Origin of the sequence: Neisseria sp. 27098_8_139, from assembly GCF_041433195.1 — a bacterium.
Taxonomy (GTDB): Bacteria; Pseudomonadota; Gammaproteobacteria; order Burkholderiales; family Neisseriaceae; genus Neisseria; species Neisseria subflava.
In genome coordinates, this window is sequence record NZ_JAPWBA010000004.1 from 158,956 (window position 1) to 179,312 (window position 20,357).

General features: G+C 47.8%; 19 protein-coding genes. 7 read left to right on the forward strand and 12 right to left on the reverse strand.

The genetic code is table 11. The features are described from left to right. Positions 1–50: 50 nt before the first annotated feature. Positions 51–806, reverse strand: a complete 756-nt coding sequence (gene surE, locus O3660_RS06560; RefSeq protein ID WP_049351662.1) for a 5'/3'-nucleotidase SurE — start codon at positions 804–806, stop codon at positions 51–53. Between the two features lie 98 nt (positions 807–904). Here surE and O3660_RS06565 point away from each other — a divergent pair, with 98 nt between their 5' ends. Beyond that, on the forward strand, positions 905–1,243 hold the full coding sequence (locus O3660_RS06565) for a hypothetical protein (RefSeq protein ID WP_049351661.1): 339 nt from the start codon (positions 905–907) through the stop codon (positions 1,241–1,243). A 55-nt stretch (positions 1,244–1,298) separates the two neighbouring features. Here O3660_RS06565 and O3660_RS06570 read toward each other — a convergent pair whose 3' ends face one another. After that, positions 1,299–1,667: a rhodanese-like domain-containing protein gene (locus tag O3660_RS06570; protein WP_049351660.1), complete on the reverse strand. Its 369-nt coding sequence runs from the start codon at positions 1,665–1,667 to the stop codon at positions 1,299–1,301. Between the two features lie 112 nt (positions 1,668–1,779). After that, on the reverse strand, positions 1,780–2,115 hold the full coding sequence (locus tag O3660_RS06575) for a carboxymuconolactone decarboxylase family protein (protein WP_003686488.1): 336 nt from the start codon (positions 2,113–2,115) through the stop codon (positions 1,780–1,782). A 128-nt stretch (positions 2,116–2,243) separates the two neighbouring features. Here O3660_RS06575 and O3660_RS06580 point away from each other — a divergent pair, with 128 nt between their 5' ends. Beyond that, the gene (locus O3660_RS06580) at positions 2,244–3,200 is read left to right on the forward strand and encodes an AraC family transcriptional regulator (RefSeq protein ID WP_049351659.1); all 957 of its coding nucleotides are present in this window, start codon (positions 2,244–2,246) and stop codon (positions 3,198–3,200) included. A gap of 101 nt (positions 3,201–3,301) precedes the next feature. On the opposite strand, the gene typA is transcribed toward O3660_RS06580, so the two are convergent. Beyond that, on the reverse strand, positions 3,302–5,113 hold the full coding sequence (gene typA / locus O3660_RS06585; protein WP_049329418.1) for a translational GTPase TypA: 1,812 nt from the start codon (positions 5,111–5,113) through the stop codon (positions 3,302–3,304). Positions 5,114–5,532: 419 nt separating this feature from the next. On the opposite strand from typA, the gene bfr (O3660_RS06590) reads away from it, so the two are divergent. After that, entirely contained in the window at positions 5,533–5,997 is a 465-nt protein-coding gene (gene bfr / locus O3660_RS06590; protein WP_003686357.1) for a bacterioferritin, read from the forward strand. Positions 5,998–6,026: 29 nt separating this feature from the next. Next, positions 6,027–6,500 (forward strand): bacterioferritin, encoded by a 474-nt coding sequence (bfr, locus tag O3660_RS06595; RefSeq protein WP_003686403.1) that lies wholly within the window; start codon positions 6,027–6,029, stop codon positions 6,498–6,500. Positions 6,501–6,621: 121 nt separating this feature from the next. On the opposite strand, the gene O3660_RS06600 is transcribed toward bfr (O3660_RS06595), so the two are convergent. Next, positions 6,622–7,737 carry a class I SAM-dependent methyltransferase gene (locus tag O3660_RS06600; RefSeq protein WP_049351658.1) on the reverse strand — a complete coding sequence of 372 codons (1,116 nt, stop codon included), beginning with the start codon at positions 7,735–7,737 and terminating at the stop codon, positions 6,622–6,624. A gap of 226 nt (positions 7,738–7,963) precedes the next feature. Here O3660_RS06600 and O3660_RS06605 point away from each other — a divergent pair, with 226 nt between their 5' ends. Beyond that, a complete protein-coding gene (locus tag O3660_RS06605; protein WP_003686450.1) occupies positions 7,964–9,757 on the forward strand; it encodes a 2-isopropylmalate synthase in 1,794 nt (597 codons plus the stop codon). 81 nt (positions 9,758–9,838) lie between these two features. Here the strand turns inward: O3660_RS06605 and O3660_RS06610 are convergent, their stop codons facing one another. The 5 genes from O3660_RS06610 to O3660_RS06630 form a co-directional block, all read right to left on the reverse strand. Continuing rightward, the gene (locus O3660_RS06610; RefSeq protein WP_371464705.1) at positions 9,839–10,171 is read right to left on the reverse strand and encodes a hypothetical protein; all 333 of its coding nucleotides are present in this window, start codon (positions 10,169–10,171) and stop codon (positions 9,839–9,841) included. Between the two features lie 97 nt (positions 10,172–10,268). After that, the gene (gene purE, locus O3660_RS06615) at positions 10,269–10,754 is read right to left on the reverse strand and encodes a 5-(carboxyamino)imidazole ribonucleotide mutase (protein ID WP_371464706.1); all 486 of its coding nucleotides are present in this window, start codon (positions 10,752–10,754) and stop codon (positions 10,269–10,271) included. A gap of 79 nt (positions 10,755–10,833) precedes the next feature. Continuing rightward, positions 10,834–11,589 carry a tetratricopeptide repeat protein gene (locus O3660_RS06620; protein WP_049351655.1) on the reverse strand — a complete coding sequence of 252 codons (756 nt, stop codon included), beginning with the start codon at positions 11,587–11,589 and terminating at the stop codon, positions 10,834–10,836. A 14-nt stretch (positions 11,590–11,603) separates the two neighbouring features. Then, the gene (locus O3660_RS06625; RefSeq protein ID WP_049351654.1) at positions 11,604–12,272 is read right to left on the reverse strand and encodes an O-methyltransferase; all 669 of its coding nucleotides are present in this window, start codon (positions 12,270–12,272) and stop codon (positions 11,604–11,606) included. A gap of 12 nt (positions 12,273–12,284) precedes the next feature. Beyond that, a complete protein-coding gene (locus tag O3660_RS06630; protein WP_049351653.1) occupies positions 12,285–12,470 on the reverse strand; it encodes a DUF3460 family protein in 186 nt (61 codons plus the stop codon). Positions 12,471–12,686: 216 nt separating this feature from the next. Between O3660_RS06630 and O3660_RS06635 the strand changes: the two genes are divergently transcribed. After that, positions 12,687–14,039, forward strand: coding sequence for a polynucleotide adenylyltransferase PcnB (locus O3660_RS06635; protein ID WP_049351652.1), 1,353 nt, complete (start codon positions 12,687–12,689; stop codon positions 14,037–14,039). 118 nt (positions 14,040–14,157) lie between these two features. Here the strand turns inward: O3660_RS06635 and rpoD are convergent, their stop codons facing one another. Then, complete coding sequence (rpoD, locus tag O3660_RS06640; protein ID WP_049351651.1) at positions 14,158–16,110, reverse strand: RNA polymerase sigma factor RpoD; 1,953 nt, start codon at positions 16,108–16,110, stop codon at positions 14,158–14,160. Positions 16,111–16,304: 194 nt separating this feature from the next. Next, positions 16,305–18,077 (reverse strand): DNA primase, encoded by a 1,773-nt coding sequence (gene dnaG / locus O3660_RS06645; protein ID WP_371464707.1) that lies wholly within the window; start codon positions 18,075–18,077, stop codon positions 16,305–16,307. A 327-nt stretch (positions 18,078–18,404) separates the two neighbouring features. Between dnaG and O3660_RS06650 the strand changes: the two genes are divergently transcribed. Further along, positions 18,405–19,841, forward strand: coding sequence for an NAD-dependent succinate-semialdehyde dehydrogenase (locus O3660_RS06650; protein ID WP_049351649.1), 1,437 nt, complete (start codon positions 18,405–18,407; stop codon positions 19,839–19,841). Positions 19,842–20,357 lie beyond the last annotated feature (516 nt).

A 20,357-nucleotide genomic window follows, 5' to 3' on the forward strand; every position in this document is an offset into this window, starting at 1 on the left:
ATCATAATAAAAATATGCTTGTTTCTCAAGTGTTCGGCTGTTAGGGACTGTTAAGGCGCAGGGATTTCTGACCAAAAGGAAGCGGTTTGCTCCATTTGTCCGTAGGCAGTCAAATCGACTTGCAGGGGGGTAATCGTGATGAAGCCGGACGCGCATTCGCCAAAGTCGGTACCTTCTTCGCTGTCGGAAACATCGCCGACCGGCCCAATCCAATAAATTTGTTCGCCACGTGGATTATACATGGGAACAATGCTTTGTTCATGATGACGACGCCCGAGCCGTGTAATTTTTATGCCTTGGATATCCTCAGGTGCGACGGCTGGGATATTGATGTTCCATAAGATGGGTTCGGAAATAGGGCGTTTGAGAAAGTAGGAAAGCAGTATCCAAGCGGCTTTTTCCGCAGTCTCCCAATAACGGCCGCTGGAATCGGCAAGCGAGAAGGCGATGGCGGGAATGCCCATTAAATAGGCTTCAGTCGCGGCGGCAACCGTACCAGAATAAAGCGTATCGTCGCCCATGTTTGCGCCGTTGTTAATGCCGGACAAGACTAAGTCGGGTTTGAAGTCGGCAAGAGCATGCTGGCCGACATGAATGCAGTCGGTCGGGGTGCCATTCACATAGTAAAACCCGTTTTCCGCCTGTTTCAGTTGTAAAGGACGATCTAAAGTCAGGGAATTGCTGACGCCGCTGCGATCGCGTTCGGGCGCAACCACTCTGACATTGGAAAATTCTGCACATACTCTTGCTAAAACTGCCAAACCGGGCGCAAGATAACCATCGTCGTTTGAGATTAATATGTTCATGTGACAATATTGTGTCTATCGGTAAGATGGGCGGTATTGTACTGGTTTGCTTGAGCGATTGTCCATGAATCGGCAACGTTTGGGCGGAAAGGATAATAATGAAACATTATGAGTTAGACCCCAAAGCTTTATTGGGTGGCGTGATTGCTTCAGACGGCAATCAGGAGATTGTTCAGCTTTCACTGCAGAAGAATAATGAAATTCCGGCATATGAGGCGGATGCGATTATTTTGTTTTTGGTTTTAAACGGCAAAGCCGAAATCAAAACGGTGGACGAAGTTTTGCAGACCGAAGGCTTGCAAGTTATCCGTCTTGAACCGATGGAAGCGCACAGCATTCGCGCCTTGGCCGATAACACCAATATTTTGGTTATCAAACAATTGATTCACGAAACCGGCCTCAGCAAACGTTTGAGATTTGGAAGTTGCTGCCTGTAATGGCAAAAAAGGCCGTCTGAAAAGTTTCAGACGGCCTTTTTAAAATCAGCTAGATTTATTTCAAACCTTTTTTCACCAAGTCTTCATAACCGCCATGGTTGGTTACGTTAGTGTAGCCGGCTTTTTTCAGCTCAGTCAGCGCGGCTTCTGCACGGCGGCCGCTGCGGCAGTAGAGGTTGACCGGTGCGTTTTTATCCGGGCTGACGGATTTGATGCGTTCAACGATTTGGTCGTGCGGAATATTGAGCGCACCTTGCAAATGGCCTTCTTTAAACTCTTCGGCAGAGCGGACATCAATCCAAACGCCTTTTGCTTTTGCAGGTTGAGCCGCGCTTTTTTCAACTTTAGGCATAGAGGCTGCGGAAGCGGCCAAAGGAGTGGCAACAGCGGCGGCAAAAAGTACGGCGGTCAGCAGTTTCTTCATGGTTCAATCTCCTATTAGACAGAAAACAATATGATAACTTTATCAGTTTAGCATTTCATCAGGCCGTCTGAAAGGGGAGTCAGCTTTCAGACGGCCTGATTTTACACACCGATTAGCGTTGGGTTTCTACTGCTTCCAAAGCGCGCAAAGCGTAGGTATAAGCGGCACCTGCGTTCAGGGCGATAGCAGTGGCCAATGCGCCGGCGATTTCGCTTTCGGTTGCACCTGCCTTGGCTGCAGCGGCGGCATGCACGCTGATGCAGCTTTCGCAACGTGTGGTAATGGCAACGGCGATGGCGATCAGTTCGCGAGTTTTGGCATCCAGTGCTTCGGCAGCGGCTGCTTGATCCAGTGCGCCGTAGGCTTGCAGCATTTTAGGATGGTTTTTACCCAGTTCGCCGAATGCTTTTTTTACCAAGGCGGTATGTTCAGGCCAGTCTTTAAACATGATATGTCCTTTCTTAATGTAAGTGGATAAGATAAAAAATCCTATCCGTTTATGTTTGGTGTGTGTATTATTGCAATAATTGGAAGAATGAAATCGTCAAAACATCTCATTTATTGGTAAAAAACACTATGGATATTTTGGATAGGTTGGTCGAATTGGCGCAGGTAAAAGGCAGCGTGGATGTTCAATGTCTTTTTCGGGGGGAGTGGTATGTGCGGCATGAGCCCAAGCGTACGAATGGTTTGGTACATATCGTAACTGCCGGTTCGGGTTATATCCGAATTGATGGGGAGCAAGAGGCCAGGCTACTGAGTGCGGGGGATGTCATTTTTTTTCCGCGCAGCGTAGGGCATACTTTGAGCAGCGATAGTAGTTGTGAAAATCTCGGCGTCAACGTGCTGACGAGTGAAAAAGGCGCATTTAAAGTCAAGCAGAGTCATGCAGGAGGCGATGCGGCTTTGCATCTTTTCTGCGCGCGATTTGAATATGAAGCGCAGGCGGATATTATGGCAGGGCTGCCTGATACGGTTTTACTAAATATTAACCATCCTTCTTTGCAGTATTTGGTGGCATTGTTGCAATATGAGAGCAGTCAGGCTTTGTCTGGCTCGGTAGCGGTTGTGAACGCGTTGGCTTCGGTGTTACTGGTATTTCTACTTCGAGCCAGCCTGGAGAAAAATGGGGAAGCGCAATTAAGCGGTTTGCTGAATGGTTGGCAGGACAAACGCCTACGGAATCTGCTTCAGGCAGTAGTGGATAAGCCGGAAGAGGAATGGAATATCGAGAAAATGACCGCGATAGCCAACTTATCTCGCGCCCAGTTGATGCGGGTATTTAAGCAGCAGACGGGAACAAGCCCTCATGCCTTTGTTAACAGTATCCGCTTGCAGCAGGGGGCATTATTGTTGAAACAGACGGCGGATTCGGTTTTATCGGTTGCGCTCTCGGTCGGTTTTCAATCGGAAACGCATTTCGGCAAGGCATTCAAAAAGCAATATGGGATATCGCCGGGGCAATATCGTAAGAATGATCGTACTGATGAAGCGGCAGTACAAGCGGAAGAAATACCGATTTACTTTATTTGAACAGATGATAAAAGGCCGTCTGAAAGTGTAAAAATGAAATCTAAGATTTCCAAAACACTTTTCAGACGGCCTTAATTTTAAAACATATCAATCAAACAGAATTAGTCCAGTTTTTTGAAATGACGGCGACGTTCCAATTCGCTCAGGTAGCGTTTACGCAGGCGGATGGATTGTGGCGTAATTTCAACCAGTTCGTCATCGTCGATGAACTCAACTGCGCCTTCCAAAGTCAATTTGATAGGCGTAGTTAGGCGCACGGCTTCATCTGTACCGCTGGCACGGACGTTGGTCAGTTTTTTACCTTTCAGAGGGTTTACCACCAAGTCGTTGTCGCGGCTGTGAATACCGATAATCATGCCTTCGTAGACTTTGTCGTTTGGAGAAACGAACATACGGCCGCGGTCTTCCAAGTTCCACAGGGCGTAAGCAACGGCTTCACCTTGCTCTTGAGAAACCAATACGCCGTTGTGTCGGCCGGGCATATCAGGTTTAACCGGTGCGTAGTCGTCGAATACGTGGCTCATCAAGCCGGTACCACGGGTCAGGGTCAGGAACTCGCCTTGGAAACCGATCAGGCCGCGGGCAGGAATGTGGTACTCCAGACGGGTACGGCCATTGCCGTCACTTTCCATATTGGTCAATTCGCCACGGCGACGGCCAAGCTCTTCCATAACGGCGCCTTGGTTTTCATCCGGTACGTCCACGGTCAGGTTTTCGTAAGGCTCGCATTTTTGGCCATTGATTTCACGGAATACCACGCGCGGTTTGCCGACTGCCAATTCAAAGCCTTCGCGGCGCATGTTTTCCAACAAAATGGTCAGGTGCAATTCGCCACGGCCGGAAACGCGGAATACATCAGCGTCGGCAGTATCTTCAACACGCAGGGCAACGTTGGTCAGCAATTCTTTTTGCAGACGGTCGCGGATTTGGCGGGAAGTTACGAATTTGCCTTCAGTACCGGCCAAAGGAGAAGTGTTAACCATAAAGTCCATGGTCAGGGTCGGTTCGTCCACGCTCAACATAGGCAAGCCTTTAGGATTGTCTTTGTCGGTAATGGTTACGCCGATACCGATGTCTTCGATACCGGAAATAATCACGATGTCGCCGGCTTCAGCTTCTTCCAAAGGTACGCGTTCCAAGCCTTGGAAACCTAACAGTTGGTTGATACGGCCCTGGGCAACTTGTTCTTCATGATTCATAACGGCAACGACTTGGCCGGGTTTGATGCGACCGTTCAGGATGCGGCCGATACCAAGGCGGCCGGTGTAGTTGTCGTAGTCCAGTTGGGAAATTTGAAGTTGCAACGTTGCGTCTGCGTTGCCGCTTGGAGGAGGCGTGTGTTTCAAAATGGTCTCGAACAGAGGGCGCATGTCGCTGCTCTCGTCGTTTTCATCCAATTTGGCAAAGCCGGACAGACCTGAAGCATAGACGATAGGGAAGTCCAATTGTTCGTCGGTTGCGCCCAAGTTGTCGAACAATTCGAATGTTTGGTCGATAACCCAGCTTGGACGGGCAGACGGTTTGTCGATTTTGTTGATGACAACGATAGGTTTCAGACCCAAAGCCAAGGCTTTTTTGGTCACGAAACGGGTTTGCGGCATAGGGCCTTCTTGTGCGTCAACCAACAGTACGACGCAGTCAACCATGCCCAATACACGTTCCACTTCGCCACCAAAATCGGCGTGTCCCGGGGTATCTACGATGTTGATGTGGTAGCCTTCGTATTCGATGGCAGTATTTTTAGCGAGAATGGTAATGCCGCGCTCTTTTTCAAGATCGTTGCTGTCCATTACGCGCTCTTCTACTTGCTGGTTGGAACGGAATGTACCGGACTGACGCAGCAATTGGTCAACTAATGTGGTTTTGCCATGGTCGACGTGGGCGATGATGGCAATATTGCGGATTTGTTTCATGATGATTTATGTGTTTCAGCTAGGTGCTTAAAAAAAAGATAACTGGCAATTATAGCACGATTCCTAAGTGTTGACGGAGTAGAAGATTCAAAAAAATGAGGCAAAAGCAGTTGAGAATAATTCATAATTAAATTTGATTGATTTTGTTGGATTATTTGCTTTTATTTATGGTTAACGAATGTAAATGTTTTTGAGTAATACAATAGATTCTTAATACTAATGTCAAAAAAATGTTATTAAAAACAGGTAATTAATTTTTCAGATGGCCTTTTAGGCGGGTTAAATTTTTTGATAATTGTTTGTATTTTAAATAGAAAATTTGTCAAAAGTGCTACTTATGCATACAATTACCTCATTCCGTAACAACACACGAATCTTCATTTCGTGATCGTCAACTTTTAAAAGAAAGAGAAAGAATTATGCAAGGCAACCAAGCAGTTATTGATTACATGAACGAATTATTGTCTGGTGAGTTGGCTGCTCGCGACCAATATTTTATCCACTCTCGCATGTACTCTGAATGGGGTTACACCAAACTGTTCGAACGTTTGAACCACGAGATGGAAGAAGAAACCACTCACGCCGAAGACTTCATCCGTCGTATCCTGATGTTGGGCGGTACTCCTAAAATGACCCGTGCCGAGCTGAACATCGGTACCGACGTAATTTCCTGCCTGAAAGCAGACTTGAACACTGAATACGAAGTACGCGATGCGCTGAAAAAAGGCATCAAATTGTGCGAAGAAGCTCAAGACTATGTTACCCGCGATTTGATGGTTGCCCAACTGAAAGACACTGAAGAAGATCACGCTCACTGGTTGGAACAACAACTGCGTCTGATCGAATTGGTCGGCGAAGGCAACTACTACCAAAGCCAACTGTAGTCTAGCGTATAACGTATAAGGAGCTGAAAATGAAAGGCGATCGCTTAGTTATCCGCGAATTGAATAAAAACTTGGGCTTGCTCTTGGTTACCATCAACCAATACTTCCTGCATGCCCGCATTTTGAAAAACTGGGGCTTTGAAGAATTGGGCGAACACTTCTTCAAACAATCCATCCGCGAAATGAAATCCGCAGACGATTTGATCGAGCGTATTTTGTTCTTGGAAGGCCTGCCTAATCTGCAAGAGTTGGGTAAACTGTTGATCGGTGAATCTACCGAAGAAATCATTGCCTGCGATCTGAAAAAAGAGTATGAAAAACATGATGCTCTGGTTGCAGCCATCGCTCTTGCAGAAGAACAACAAGACTACGTCAGCCGTGATTTGTTGGAAAAACAAAAAGACATCAACGAAGAACACATCGACTGGCTTGAAACTCAGCAGGAATTGATTGGCAAAGTTGGTTTGCCAAACTACCTGCAAACAGCGGCGCAAGAGGACTAAAACACAAACCACTGCCAAATATAGCAGTCCCTGCTCCCATCAACGGCATATCTTTACGGATATGCCGTTTTCTTTTATGGAAATGCTTTAAGGCCGTCTGAATGTTCAGACGGCCTTGATTTTATATCGCTTTCAAACGGTATAGATAAGTGGTTTCCTTGTTTCTGGCAAACGCTAAAGGATCGGATTCATCTATTGCTTTTTTGTGTTGCGGTTTGGTTTTCAAAATATCGACTGCATTGAGTGAGGCCGTCTGAAAGCATAGGTTTAGAAAGTCTTTATCGCGCAAATGCAAGTGTTCTGCCAAGTCGGAAATAATCAGCCAGACTTCGCCGTTTGGATTTAAGTGATGACGTACGCCGTTGAGGAACGCAGTCAGCATGGCATTATTGGGGTCGTAAAGGGCGGTCTCAATAGCGGAGGTAGGTTTTGCTGGCAACCAAGGCGGATTGCAGACGATAAGGTTGGCGCAACTTTCTGGAAATAAATCAATCGATTGGATGTTGACGGCTTTATCCAAGCCTAGGCGTTCGAGGTTTGCTGTGGCGCAGGCAATTGCTTTGGGGTTGGTGTCTGTGGCAATGATGTCGGGTATGCCTCGCTTGGCCAAAATTGCGGCAATAACACCTGAGCCGGTGCCGATGTCAAAGGCCGTCTGAATATTGGGAGCGAGTGGTGCTTGGGCGATTAAATCCAAATATTCGCCACGCAGTGGAGAGAATACGCCGAAAGGAACATGGATTTTTCCGTCTAGCTGCGGAATGTCTATACCTTTTTTGTGCCATTCGTGCGCACCGATAAAGCCTAGCAGTTGATTTAGCGGTAAGAGAAACGGTTTGTCGTTTGGTGTGTCGTAAACATCGCATAGGGCGGCGTAGATGTCAGGTGAGCGTGCATTGTCCAGTTGAAAATTCGGTTGGATTTCAACGGCAAGCATATTGAGCAAACGGCTTTGCTGAGCCTGTTTCATACGGTGGGCGTGAAAGGCCGTCTGAATATCGGCAGGCGCGTCTTTCTTTTTTTCAGACGGCCTGCGGATACGTTTTTTCATTGCGGCCAAGACTTGCTTGGCATTGTGAAAATCGCCAGTCCAAACAGTTGCAGTTTGCGCGTGGGCATTTTTTAGAATTTCTGTTGCACCTGCTTCTTGTATGTAAACCGCCTGCTTGGGCGGCTTTTGTGTGCTTTCGTTACGCCATTCGATGTCGGAGCGGTTGGTAGGGATGGTGTGGGGCATAATGTGTTTCAAATCGGGGAAATAGGGGATTAGTTTACTATATTTAGGATATGTTCGGTTTGAGAGGAGCTTTTAATAGTATAAATTAGACAAAATGTATAAAAATTTCTCAGATTTTAAGATTTGTACTAATATTTTGATAAAAATAGATTGTCGTTTTGTCTAAAATGAGTATAATGCAAAACCAGAACACAATAATCTTAATCAGATTTGGACAAGGAACATCATGCAATTAGACATTGACCGTTTGGTTGCCTATTTTGGCGGCGTAAACGCGCTGGCCGAAGCCCTGAAACAGCACGATCCGGAAAATGCTGCGACCACAGCGGCTATCTACAAATGGCGTACACGCGGTTCCCTGCCTTTGGCTCAGTTGCAAAAACTGACCGCTTTGGCGGAAGCGCAAGGCAGACCGCTTGATTTGAATGCTTTTTTACAAAAAAACGAATCTCTGGAGAGAACAGAAATGACACAGACCAATCGTGTAATTATTTTTGACACTACCATGCGCGATGGCGAGCAGTCGCCCGGTGCATCCATGACCAAAGAGGAGAAAATCCGTATTGCCCGCCAGTTGGAAAAGATGGGTGTCGATGTGATTGAGGCAGGTTTTGCAGCAGCCAGTCCGGGCGATTTTGAATCGGTTAATGCGATTGCCAAAATCATTACCAAATCTACAGTTTGCTCATTGGCGCGTGCCGTTGAAAACGATGTGCGCAAAGCAGGCGAAGCTGTTTCCCCCGCTCCGAATAAACGTATTCACACTTTTATCGCTACCAGCCCGATCCACATGGAACACAAACTGAAAATGAAGCCGCAGCAGGTCATCGATGCGGCGGTCAAAGCGGTGAAAATTGCCAAAGAATACACTGACGATGTGGAATTTTCTGCCGAAGACGCAGTGCGTTCGGATTTGGACTTCCTTGCCAAAATCTTTACGGCGGTTATCGAAGCGGGGGCGACTACTATCAACATTCCCGATACTGTCGGCTACTCCATCCCTTCCGTATGGTACGAGCGTATCAGCAACATCATCAAAAGCGTTCCCAATGGCGACAAAGTAGTTTGGTCGACCCACTGCCATAATGACTTGGGTATGGCGGTTGCTAACTCATTAGCTGCTGTTCAGGCAGGTGTGCGTCAGGTGGAATGTACCATCAACGGTTTGGGAGAACGCGCAGGCAATGCCAGCCTTGAAGAAATCGTGATGGCGTTGAAAGTGCGTCATGATTTGTTTGGCTTGGAAACCGGCATCGATACCACGCAAATCGTGCCGGTTTCCAAACTGGTATCTACTATCACGGGCTATCCGATTCAGCCAAACAAAGCAGTAGTCGGCGCAAACGCCTTTGCGCACGAATCAGGCATCCACCAAGACGGCGTGTTGAAACACCCTGAAACCTATGAAATCATGACTGCCGAATCAGTCGGCTGGTCAACCAACCGCCTGACTTTGGGCAAATTGTCCGGCCGTAATGCTTTCAAAACCAAGCTGGCAGATTTGGGTATCGAATTGGAAAGCGAAGAGGCGTTGAATGCGGCATTTGCACGCTTCAAAGAGCTGGCGGATAAGAAACGCGAAATCTTTGATGAAGACTTGCACGCTTTGGTGTCTGATGAAATGGGCAGCCTGAATGCTGAAAGCTACAAATTCATCTCTCAAAAAATCAGCACTGAAACCGGTGAAGAGCCTCGTGCCAATATCGTGTTCAGTATTCGCGGCGAAGAAAAACACGCTACCGCTACCGGTTCCGGCCCTGTTGACGCGATCTTTAAAGCCATTGAAAGCGTGGCTCAAAGTGGCGCAACCTTGCAGATCTACTCTGTCAACGCGGTGACGCAAGGCACAGAAAGCCAAGGCGAAACTTCTGTCCGCCTGCAACGTGGCGATCGTGTGGTCAACGGTCAAGGTGCAGATACCGACGTGTTGGTGGCGACTGCCAAGGCTTATCTGTCTGCACTGAGCAAATTGGAATTTGGTCAAGCCAAGCCTAAAGCACAAGGCAGCGGTATGATTTGATTTATTGAAAAAGTAAAGGCCGTCTGAAATCGTAGTGATGCGTTTCAGACGGCCTTTTTTATTTGGTTAAAAATAGTTTGTTTATTGAAGTTTAAGCAGTCGGTCTTGTTCGACAGACAATACGCCGTTTACTTTTTTGAAATAGGCAATGGCATCTTCAATACTGGTCTTGGAAGATGGACGGATAGCAATGCCGTGCAGGTTTTTGTATTCGTAAACCAAAGTTGCGCCGGAGGTTTTCACTGCTTTTAGCAATGGTGCAGAACCGGTTTGGGCATTATAGAAGATAATCAGATTGCCGGTTGTATCTTGGGCTTGTTGTTGAGATGGGGTGGCAGTTGATTGAGCAGAAGTGCTTGGACTTTGGCAGGCGCAAAGCAGGGTGGAGAGTAGGACGAATGCTAGGGTTTTCATGGCATTAATTTAATTTGATAAAAGAAAAAAGGTCGTCTGAACAATCATAAAACGAAATCAAAGTTTCCCTTTACAGCTTTCAGACGGCCTTAGTTCCTTATGCTTCGGGCAATTCCATGGCTAGGACGGTTTGTTCTTGTTTGGCACGGAAGGCCGCCAGTTTTTCAGCCAACTCAGGACTTTCGTTGGCCAAAAGTGAAATGGCAAATAGCGCTGCATTGGCCGCACCGGCTTCGCCAATGGCAAATGTGGCAACAGGAACACCTTTAGGCATTTGCACAATCGAAAGCAGGGAGTCTTCGCCACGCAGATATTTGCTAGGAACGGGAACGCCCAAGACGGGAACCGTGGTTTTGGCAGCGACCATGCCCGGTAAATGCGCTGCGCCGCCTGCGCCGGCAATGATGGCTTTGATGCCGCGTTCGCGTGCGGTTTCGGCGTATTCAAACATCAAATCAGGCGTACGGTGTGCAGAGACGACACGCGCTTCGTATTCAACGCCGAATTCTTTGAGAAATTGTGCTGCCTGCTGCATCACCGGCCAATCGCTGTTGCTGCCCATAATAATGCCGACTTGGATCATGAGGGGTTCCTTTTGCTTGAATGGATTAAGGGTAAAAAATATTCAGACGGCCTTGGAGATGACAAGGCCGTCTGAACGTTTATCTTTGTTTAAGGCTGATAGAAGCGCGTTTTGCCGCTTCGCTGTTGGGGAAGCTTTGTATCAGTTTGCGCCATGTGCTGCGGGCGATGTCTTTTTGTTGCAGTTTGTATTGGCACTGGCCGATGCTGTACATGGCATCAGGAGCTTGCGGGCTGTTGCGGAATCGGTTGGCATAGCGGTTGCCGATTTCGATAACGGATTCACAGTTGCCCAGACGTTGTTGGCTTTGTAGAAGCAGGTACATATTGCGGCGGGCAATTTCGCTGCCGTTGCCTCCGTCTGCTTCTTTCAAAATGGCCACTGCGGCAGAGAAGTTGTTGCGCTGATAGTATTTTTGCGCCTGATTATAAAGGCGCAGTTCGTTTTGCGAAGCTGAGTCTGTTTCAGACGGCACTCTGCCACCATTGGCCAAATAATTCATTTTCAGCTTGCGGTCGTCCAATCGCTGGGCTTTGGGGTTGGAAGCCGAAGTAGTCGGACGTTTGATGGTTCGTTGTTGTTCCAATGTGTGCAAGCGTTGATTTAATTCTTCAACCGTGCGTTCCAGTCGGGCAATTTGTATACCTAAGTGGTCAATCTGGGTTTGTGCGTCCAAACGCGGATAGGGAATACTTTTTTCATGCAAAGGCTCACGCGGAATATCCGGCAGAACGAAGTTGGGATTGTCGGCAGGTTGGGGAGGATGGGAAACGGCGCATGATGCGGCTAATAGAGTAAGCGGCAAAAGAAACAGGGAATGTGATAATGTTTTCATCGGATTGTGTCGTTTTATTTTTTTAGTAGCAATGTCAAACCGTCGCCGACAGGCAGGGTAATGGGAATAATGCGTGTATCGTGCGGCAGATTTTGGTTGAAATGGCGCAGGATATCCAAGCTGGGCGGATCATTTTCGGCAGCTTCATTCATGACGCGTCCTCCCAACAAGATATTGTCGATGGCAATCACGCCGCCACTCCGTACCAGTTTCAAACAGCGTTCAAAATATTGCGGCGTAGGCGGTTTGTCGGCATCGATAAGTGCCAAGTCGTAGCTTTCTGATTCGCCTTGCGCAATCAAATCGTCCAAAGTCAGCAAAGCCGGTTGCAGATGAAGCGAGATTTTATGCGCTACGTTTGCTGCCTGCCATGTTTCGCGGGCAATATCGGTAAAGGTTACATTAATGTCGCAAGCCGTGATTTTGCCGTCTTCGGGGAGGGAAAGCGCCATGGCGGTGCTGCTGTAACCGGTAAAGACGCCAACTTCCAAATATTTTTTGGCATTCAACAATTTGGCCAACCACACCAACATGGTTGCCTGCTCTCGGGCGATGGCCATCTTTCCCAGACGATGTGATTGGGTACGCTCGCGCAATGCGGTCAAAACGGGATGTTCGGATTGACCGATGCTGTTGAGGTAATGTTGTAATGCCGGATCGGTATTGTGCGTGTTGGTTGTCATGCCGATACGGGATTAGTCTTGATAGTAGGTATAGGTTTTTTTGTTGACTTTGGCCGCTTCAAATTCGGCCTGCTCTGTCGGATTGAGGGTAACATCCCACAGCAAATGGCGGTTTTCGAGGCGTTGCGCTTCCATTTCGGGATTGTCTTCCATGAGTTTGTCGAGGAATTGGGTAGCTTCGGATTTGTAGTGGTACATGATGTTCTGCCTGAATCGTTGTCAGACCGACATTATAGCCGATATTTTTTGCCAATACGCTAATTAATCGAACTTCCATAAGGTATAATGGCACGTCTTTTTTAGGCCGTCTGAAGCCTTTGCTCAATGTTTTGCCCCTTCTGCGGCAGAATATTGTGCAAAGGCTTAAGCCAGACAAGTTTCAGACGGCCTTTTTTATTGTGAAAAGAGCTGCTTATGTTAAAAAAATGGCTACATAAAGTGTTGCCTAAAAAACACGTCAAATCGTTACCCGAAAAGGAAATTATCCCGATTGAGCAACACGGTATCCGCGCGGATATGTTGAGCTTTGCTGCGGAGAAAATTGCCAAACGTCTGCATGAAGCCGGTTTTCAGGCTTATGTTGTAGGCGGTGCCGTTCGGGATTTGTTGCTCGGGGTCGAGCCCAAAGACTTTGATATTGCAACAGATGCCACGCCGGAGCAAATCCGCAAAGTATTCCGCCGCAGCCGCATTATCGGCCGCCGTTTCCAAATCGTTCATGTGATGATTGGTCCAGAAACCATTGAAGTGACGACGTTCCGCGGTGGCGATAAGGTTCAGCAAAATGCGCAAGGCCGAATTATGAAGGACAATACTTACGGCAGCATTGAAGAAGATGCCATGCGTCGCGACTTTACCTGTAATGCGCTGTATTACGACCCAATTAAAGAGGAGATTTGGGATTTCCATCAGGGCGTGGCTGATGTTGCCGATAAAAAATTGGTGATGATAGGCGATCCTGCCGAACGCTATCAGGAAGATCCTGTCCGTATTCTTCGCGCTGTACGTTTATCGGGCAAGTTGGGCTTTGAAGTGGAAGAGCAAACGGCTTTGCCGATTACCGAATATGCAGGCCGTCTGAAAAATGAGCCTGTGGCCCGTCTTTTTGACGAAATTCTGAAAATCCTGTTTTCTGGTTATTCCCGTGCCTGTTTGAAACGGTTGAACGAGTTGGGCATTCCCGAAGGCATCCATCCGCTTTTAGATGCCTTGAAAACTGCTGAAGCGGCCAATAAATGTATGATTATGTTGGCGTTGAAAAATACCGACGAACGTATCCGTGCGGATAAGTCCGTTTCCGTTGGTTTCGTATTGGCGGCGGTATTGTGGCCGACACTAAATGCTATGTGGCAACGAAATCTGAACCATGGACAAAAACCTGTCCCTGCATTGATGGATGCGATGAACACTATGCGTGATACGGTAGAGAAGGGTTGGGGCGTGCCACAACGATTTTCTGCAACCATGCGTGAAATCTGGCAATTTCAGCCGCAATTCGACAATATGCGCGGTGCACGCCCGTATCGCCTGCTATCACAAGCCCGTTTCCGAGCCGCTTATGATTTCCTGATTTTGCGTAGCGAGGTTGGCGAGGTTGATAAAGAGATGGCTTCTTGGTGGACAACTTTCCAACATGCCGATGAGGAAACCCGTCAGCAAATGACTGCGGCCAATGATCACAAACGTCAGAAACAAAGTGGATCAACTGATGGAAAACTCAAACGTCGCCGTCGTCGTCCGAAAAAGAAAACCACTGAGGCTGAATAAATTATCAAAATAAATTTAAGGCCGTCTGAAACCATTGAATCTTTTGAGATTTGGTTTTTCAGACGGCCTTTTCGTATTCCAATAAAAAACCGCAGGTCTTTCAACCTGCGGTTTGTTTTTACGATTTGTTTTCTTCGCTGTCGAGGAAGCTGCGGAGGCGGTCGCTGCGGGTTGGGTGGCGCAGCTTGCGCAGGGCTTTGGCTTCGATTTGACGGATACGTTCACGGGTTACGTCAAATTGTTTGCCGACTTCTTCCAAAGTGTGGTCGGTATTCATATCGATACCGAAACGCATACGCAAAACTTTGGCTTCGCGCGGTGTCAGGCTCTCGAGGATTTCTTTGGTTACTTCGTGCAGGCTGGTGTACATCGCAGCTTCTGCCGGCGCAACGTTGTTGGCATCCTCGATGAAATCGCCCAAGTGCGAATCATCGTCATCGCCAATCGGTGTTTCCATGGAAATCGGCTCTTTGGCGATTTTCATGATTTTGCGGATTTTGTCTTCCGGCATTTCCATCAGCTCGGCCAGTTTGGCAGAATCAGGCTCTTCACCGGTTTCTTGCAGGTATTGGCGCGAGATACGGTTCATTTTGTTGATGGTTTCAATCATGTGAACCGGAATACGGATGGTACGTGCTTGGTCAGCAATGGAACGGGTAATTGCTTGACGAATCCACCATGTGGCGTAAGTTGAGAACTTGTAGCCGCGGCGGTATTCGAATTTGTCCACCGCTTTCATCAGGCCGATATTGCCTTCTTGAATCAAATCAAGGAACTGCAAGCCGCGGTTGGTGTATTTTTTGGCAATGGAAATAACCAAACGCAAGTTGGCCTGAATCATTTCCTGTTTGGCTGCTGAGGTTTCTTTTTCGCTCAACACCATGTTTTTGTTGATTTCTTTCAACTCTTCGATGGAAATGCGGGTTTCGGCTTCCATATTTGCCAGCTCGGTTTGTTTTTCGAGGATGGCGTGGCGGAAACGATCCAACGCATTTGCCCATACACGGCCTTTGGCTACTTCTTCTTCTACCCATTTCAAATCAGTAATGGCGGGCAGGAAGTTTTTGATGAAGTAGTCGCGTTCCATGCGGACGCGGTCGATACAGATGTCGCGGGTTTCACGTTCGAGTTTGCGGATGTTTTCAACGCGGCTGCGCAGGTTGCTGCTCAGGTTTTCGATTTGACGTGTGGCAAAACGGACTTCCAACAGTTTGTTGGCAATGGCATCGCGGTGTTTCAGGTAGTTGGCATGTTGGCTGCCGTGTTTTTCCAACTGCTTGATCATTTTGCCGTATTCGCTCTCGATAAAGGCGAAGTGTTCCAAAACTTTTTGTTTCAGTTCGGCCAAATGGGCGGCTGATATGGCTTCAGAGTCGCTACCTGAACCGTCTTCATCTTCATCGTCGCCATCTTCATCATCGCTATCGGTTTCGCCTTCTTCGCTATCTGGTTTGGCATTTTCCAAATGACCCAAGCCCAATTCGTTCAATAAGACTTCGTTAGGGTCGATGATGGCTTCAACGACTTCATCCACACGGATTTCATCGTTGCGGACTTGCTCGATCAAAGCCAGAATTTCAGCAATCGAGCCTGGGCAGGCTGAGATTGCCTGCACCATGTTTTTCAGTGCATTTTCGATTTTTTTGGCGATGATGATTTCGTCTTCGCGCGTCAACAGATCGACTTGCCCCATTTCACGCATATACATGCGCACAGGGTCGGTAGTGCGGCCGAATTCTGAATCTGCGCTGGAGAGTGCTGCTTCGGCTTCTTCAACGGCATCGTCATCGGTCATGGCGGCGGCGTTGTCGCTCAAGAGGATGTCTTCAGCATCAGGGGCTTGCTCGGTTACTTGGATGCCCAAGCCGGAAATCATGCTGACGATGTTGTCGATTTGCTCGGCATCAGACATATCGTCGGGCAGGGCGTCGTTAATTTCGGAATAAGTGATGTAGCCGCGTTCTTTACCCATGATAATGAGTTGGCGCAGACGCGCGCGCTGCTCTTCGATACTCAAGGGACGGTTGTCGTCTTGGTCTTGGTATTCTTCGTAGTTTTGATTTTTAGACATGGATTGCTCTCTAGGTTGATAGGATACCGACGGTTTACGGTGATGTGGCCGTACCTGAAGGCGGAGCAGAGCTTTTTGTTGTGAAATCAGATTTCACTTTAATACTCTGAGGCCGTCTGAAAATATTACAGATGGAGTGTTCTGCGTGTCATGTTTCGCAGCGTGTATTTAGATTGTTCAGACGGCCTGAGGGGTTAGTTTTGCTTTGCCGTCAAAAGCGACAGCAATAGTCTTTTTTCATTTTCGGTCAAACCAGTTTGAATACTTTTTTGCTTTAAAGTTTCGATTTGACTGTATTTTAATTCATTTAACAACTTTTTCATGCCGATTTGGAAACTTTCGCAATCTTCTTCGTTATCCCCTTCCATTTCTTCAGAATGAAGGGTCGATAAAAAGATTTGATTGACGGTTTCCTCATAGGGCGAACCGCGCATATATTCAAGCACTTGTGCAGTTGCAGGAGTCGTATTGTGATTCTTGATGGTTTCGGCCAAATTGGCAAGGCAGGCAAAGTCGCCGCTTAAAGCCAGATAATCGGGCAGGTCTATATATGAAGCCCAAGCCGGATTTATCAAGAGGCTACGTATCTGTCTTTGAACCAGTGTCAGCATGGTTGGCTGTTTGACAGAAATAGGCGGCAGTTTGTAACTTTTTTGTTTGACGTGCCGCTTTGGTGCTTCTTGTCCGAGTAACTGGGCAAGGTTGTCCGGGTCAATACCCACCAGCTCGCTGAGTTTTTGTTTCAGAAGATAGCCCAATGCCGGCGCGGTAATCTGAGCCAAAAGCGGAGAACTGGTTTTGACCAATTCTGCTTTGCCTTCTTGCGTATTGAGGTTGAGGCCGTCTGAAAGATGTTCCCAAAAGTATTCGGATAGGGGCTTGCTTTGGTTTAACAAGGCATCTTCAAATTGCGTCTTGCCATAGGCGCGGATGTAGCTGTCTGGGTCGTGTTCTTCGGGTAAGAATAAAAAATGCAGCGATTTATCGTCTTTTAATTGTGGTAACGCATTTTCCAGCGCGCGCCAAGCCGCTTTACGTCCCGCGCTGTCGCCATCAAAACAAAAATAAATACTGTCGGCCTGACGCATCAGGATTTTGACGTGTTCCGCCGTGGTTGCCGTACCTAAAGCCGCTACGCCGTAGCCGACGCCGAACTGAGCCAATGCGACCACGTCCATGTAGCCTTCGACCACCAAAATCCGTCCAGCCTCTTTTACGGCAGCACGCCCTTCATATAGTCCGTAAAGGTTTTTCCCTTTATCAAACAAAGGAGTATCGGGAGAGTTCAGGTATTTGGGTTTCGAGTCGTCCAATACGCGGCCGCCAAAGCCGATGACCTGCCCACGCGGATTACGGATAGGGAACATAATCCGATGGCGAAAGCGGTCGTAATGTTTGCCTTCATTGTCGATGACCATGCCCGTATCCACCAACGCAGTATTAGGATAGGGTTGGAACACTTGCGCCAAAGGCTGCCAACCGTCAGGCGCATAGCCTAAACCATAATGCGCGATGACTTCCGCACTCAAGCCGCGTTTGTCTAAATAAGCCTTCGCTGCCGGATTGAATTTCAACTGTTGCGCATAAAAATCCGCTGCCGCAGCCGTTGTTTCTTCCAAAGTCTGCTGTTTTTTCTTACGTTCGGCACGGATTTCGGGGTTGTCTTTCTGCCCGCGAACTTTAGGCACCGTCATGCCCACACGGTCGGCAAGAAACTGTACCGCCTCCGGAAACGACAGTCCCTGATGTTCCATCACAAAACCAATTGCCGAACCATGCGCCCCGCAACTGAAGCAATGGTAAAACTGCTTGGTCGGGCTGACCGAAAACGACGGCGTCTTTTCCTTGTGAAATGGACAACAGGCCATATAGTTCGCCCCGCCTTTTTTCAGCGGAACCTGCTCGTCGATAATATCGACAATATCGACTTTGGACAAAAGCTCGTCAATGAAATCAGATGGAATCATGGCTCGGAAGAAGAGGATGGACGGAAAACATTTCAGACGGCCTTATAAACAGACAAGGCCGTCTGAAAATGGAATTTTGGATGAAGGTTGAAATGAGTTTTGTATTATAGCAAATAGTTGTAATACATGTGTCCTATCCTTTTGAGGTAGAGTATTAATAATTGTATTTCATTCGTTATTAAGATGGATATGATGTCGCTAAAGCAAAGGCCGTCTGTAAGAATTCAGACGGCCTTTACAGTCAGCTTATTTTGCGATTCAGTTGCGCTTTCATGGTATGAATATGATAATGAATGTATATCCTCGGTTTTAGAAAGGTCGTTTCCCATGAAAACCTTTTCCCAACTGCTCAACCACCCCGATATTTCCTTTTCCCCGATTTCAGACGGCCTCAAAGTTGGCAATCCGGCGACGGGCGAGACTTTGGCGTTTGTTCGCACGACCCATTCAGACGACCTCAAGTTGCTGATTCAAAAGGCGGAGGCCGCACAAAAACTATGGGCGGCAAAAACTGCGTTGGAGCGTGCCGATGTTTTGTGGCGTTGGTATTTTCTGATAAAAGAAAACAAAGAAGAGCTGGCGCACATCATGACGATGGAACAGGGCAAAAGCCTGACCGAAGCTCGCGGCGAGATGGATTATGCGGCTTCGTTTGTGCGCTGGTTTGCCGAAGAGGCGCGGCGGATTGACGGCGATGTGCTGACAAGCGTGAAGGCGTCGCAAAAACTGGTCGTGTTGAAACAGCCCATCGGCGTTACCGCCGCGATTACGCCGTGGAACTTCCCATCTGCGATGATTGCGCGCAAGGCTGCGCCTGCTTTGGCGGTGGGCTGCGCGATGATTGTCAAACCCGCATCGCTCACTCCTCTGAGCGCGTATGCGCTGGCGCTACTGGCTTACGAAGCTGGCGTGCCGCAGGATTTGCTTCCCGTCGTCAGCGGCCGCGCTTCGGAAATCAGCCATGAATTTGCCACGAATCCGACCGTGCGCAAAATCAGCTTTACGGGTTCGACCGAAGTCGGTGCAAAAATTTTTGCTGACAGCGCGGCAGACATTAAAAAACTGAGTTTGGAACTGGGCGGCAACGCGCCGTTTATCGTGTTTGACGATGCCGATTTGGACAAAGCCGTCGAAGGCGCGCTGTCCAGCAAGTTCCGCAACAGCGGTCAGACCTGCGTCTGCACCAACCGCGTTTACGCCCAATCCGGCATTTACGACGAATTTTGCCGCAAATTAAGTGAAAAAGTGGCGTCGCTCAAATTGGGCAACGGCTTGGAGGATGGAGTAAACCAAGGACCGTTGATTGAGGAAAAAGCAGTGGAGAAAGTTGAGCAGCACATCGCCGACGCATTGGCTAAAGGCGCAAGTTGTCTGACCGGCGGCAAACGCAGTGCGTTGGGCGGAACGTTTTTTGAGCCGACTGTTTTAAGCGGCGTTACGGCGCAAATGGCGGTAGCTCGCGAGGAAACCTTCGGGCCTTTGTGTCCGGTGTTCCGTTTTGAAACCGAAGCCGAAGTCATCGAGGCTGCGAACAATACGGAATACGGTTTGGCAGCTTACCTTTTCACCTCCGACACTGCCCGCCAATGGCGCGTCGGCGAAGCCTTGGAATACGGCATGGTCGGCCTCAATACGGGCTTAATCAGTAATGAAGTAGCACCGTTTGGCGGCGTGAAACGCAGCGGTTTGGGACGTGAAGGCAGCAAATATGGTGCGGATGAGTATTTGGAACTGAAATATTTGTGCATTGATGTAGCGGAATAAGGCTGCACGGTAAAGGCCGTCTGAAATTTGGTTTCAGACGGCCTTTTTCAAACGCAGAAAACTTACTAATCAATCTTATATCATTATTAATTATTTGCATAAAAAACAAAAATTAAAGAACTATATTAAAAAACAAAAGTCATAGTTCTATGATTGGTATTACTTTCACAAAAAAATGGTAATGTGAATGTTTAAGAAAATTTTAGTCCTGTTTTGTGTAGCTTTTATCGGCGCATGCAGTTTCTTTGATGGGAACGGTTTGATAAATGGCTCATATTCTCAAGGGAAACGGCTTGACCCGAATTGTGATCATTATGCTGTCGGCGGTAGTGGTGGCGGTTGTACACCGTCAGGTCAATGGCATCTTAAAGATAAACAAGGACAAAGAGTGCCATTCTAGTTTTTAAAAATGATTGTAGAACGGGCATTTAATTATTTAGGCCGTCTGAAATTTGGTTTTCAGACGGAGACCTTTGCAAAAAAGTCTTTCCCCCAACAGCCGAAACCTAAACGAAG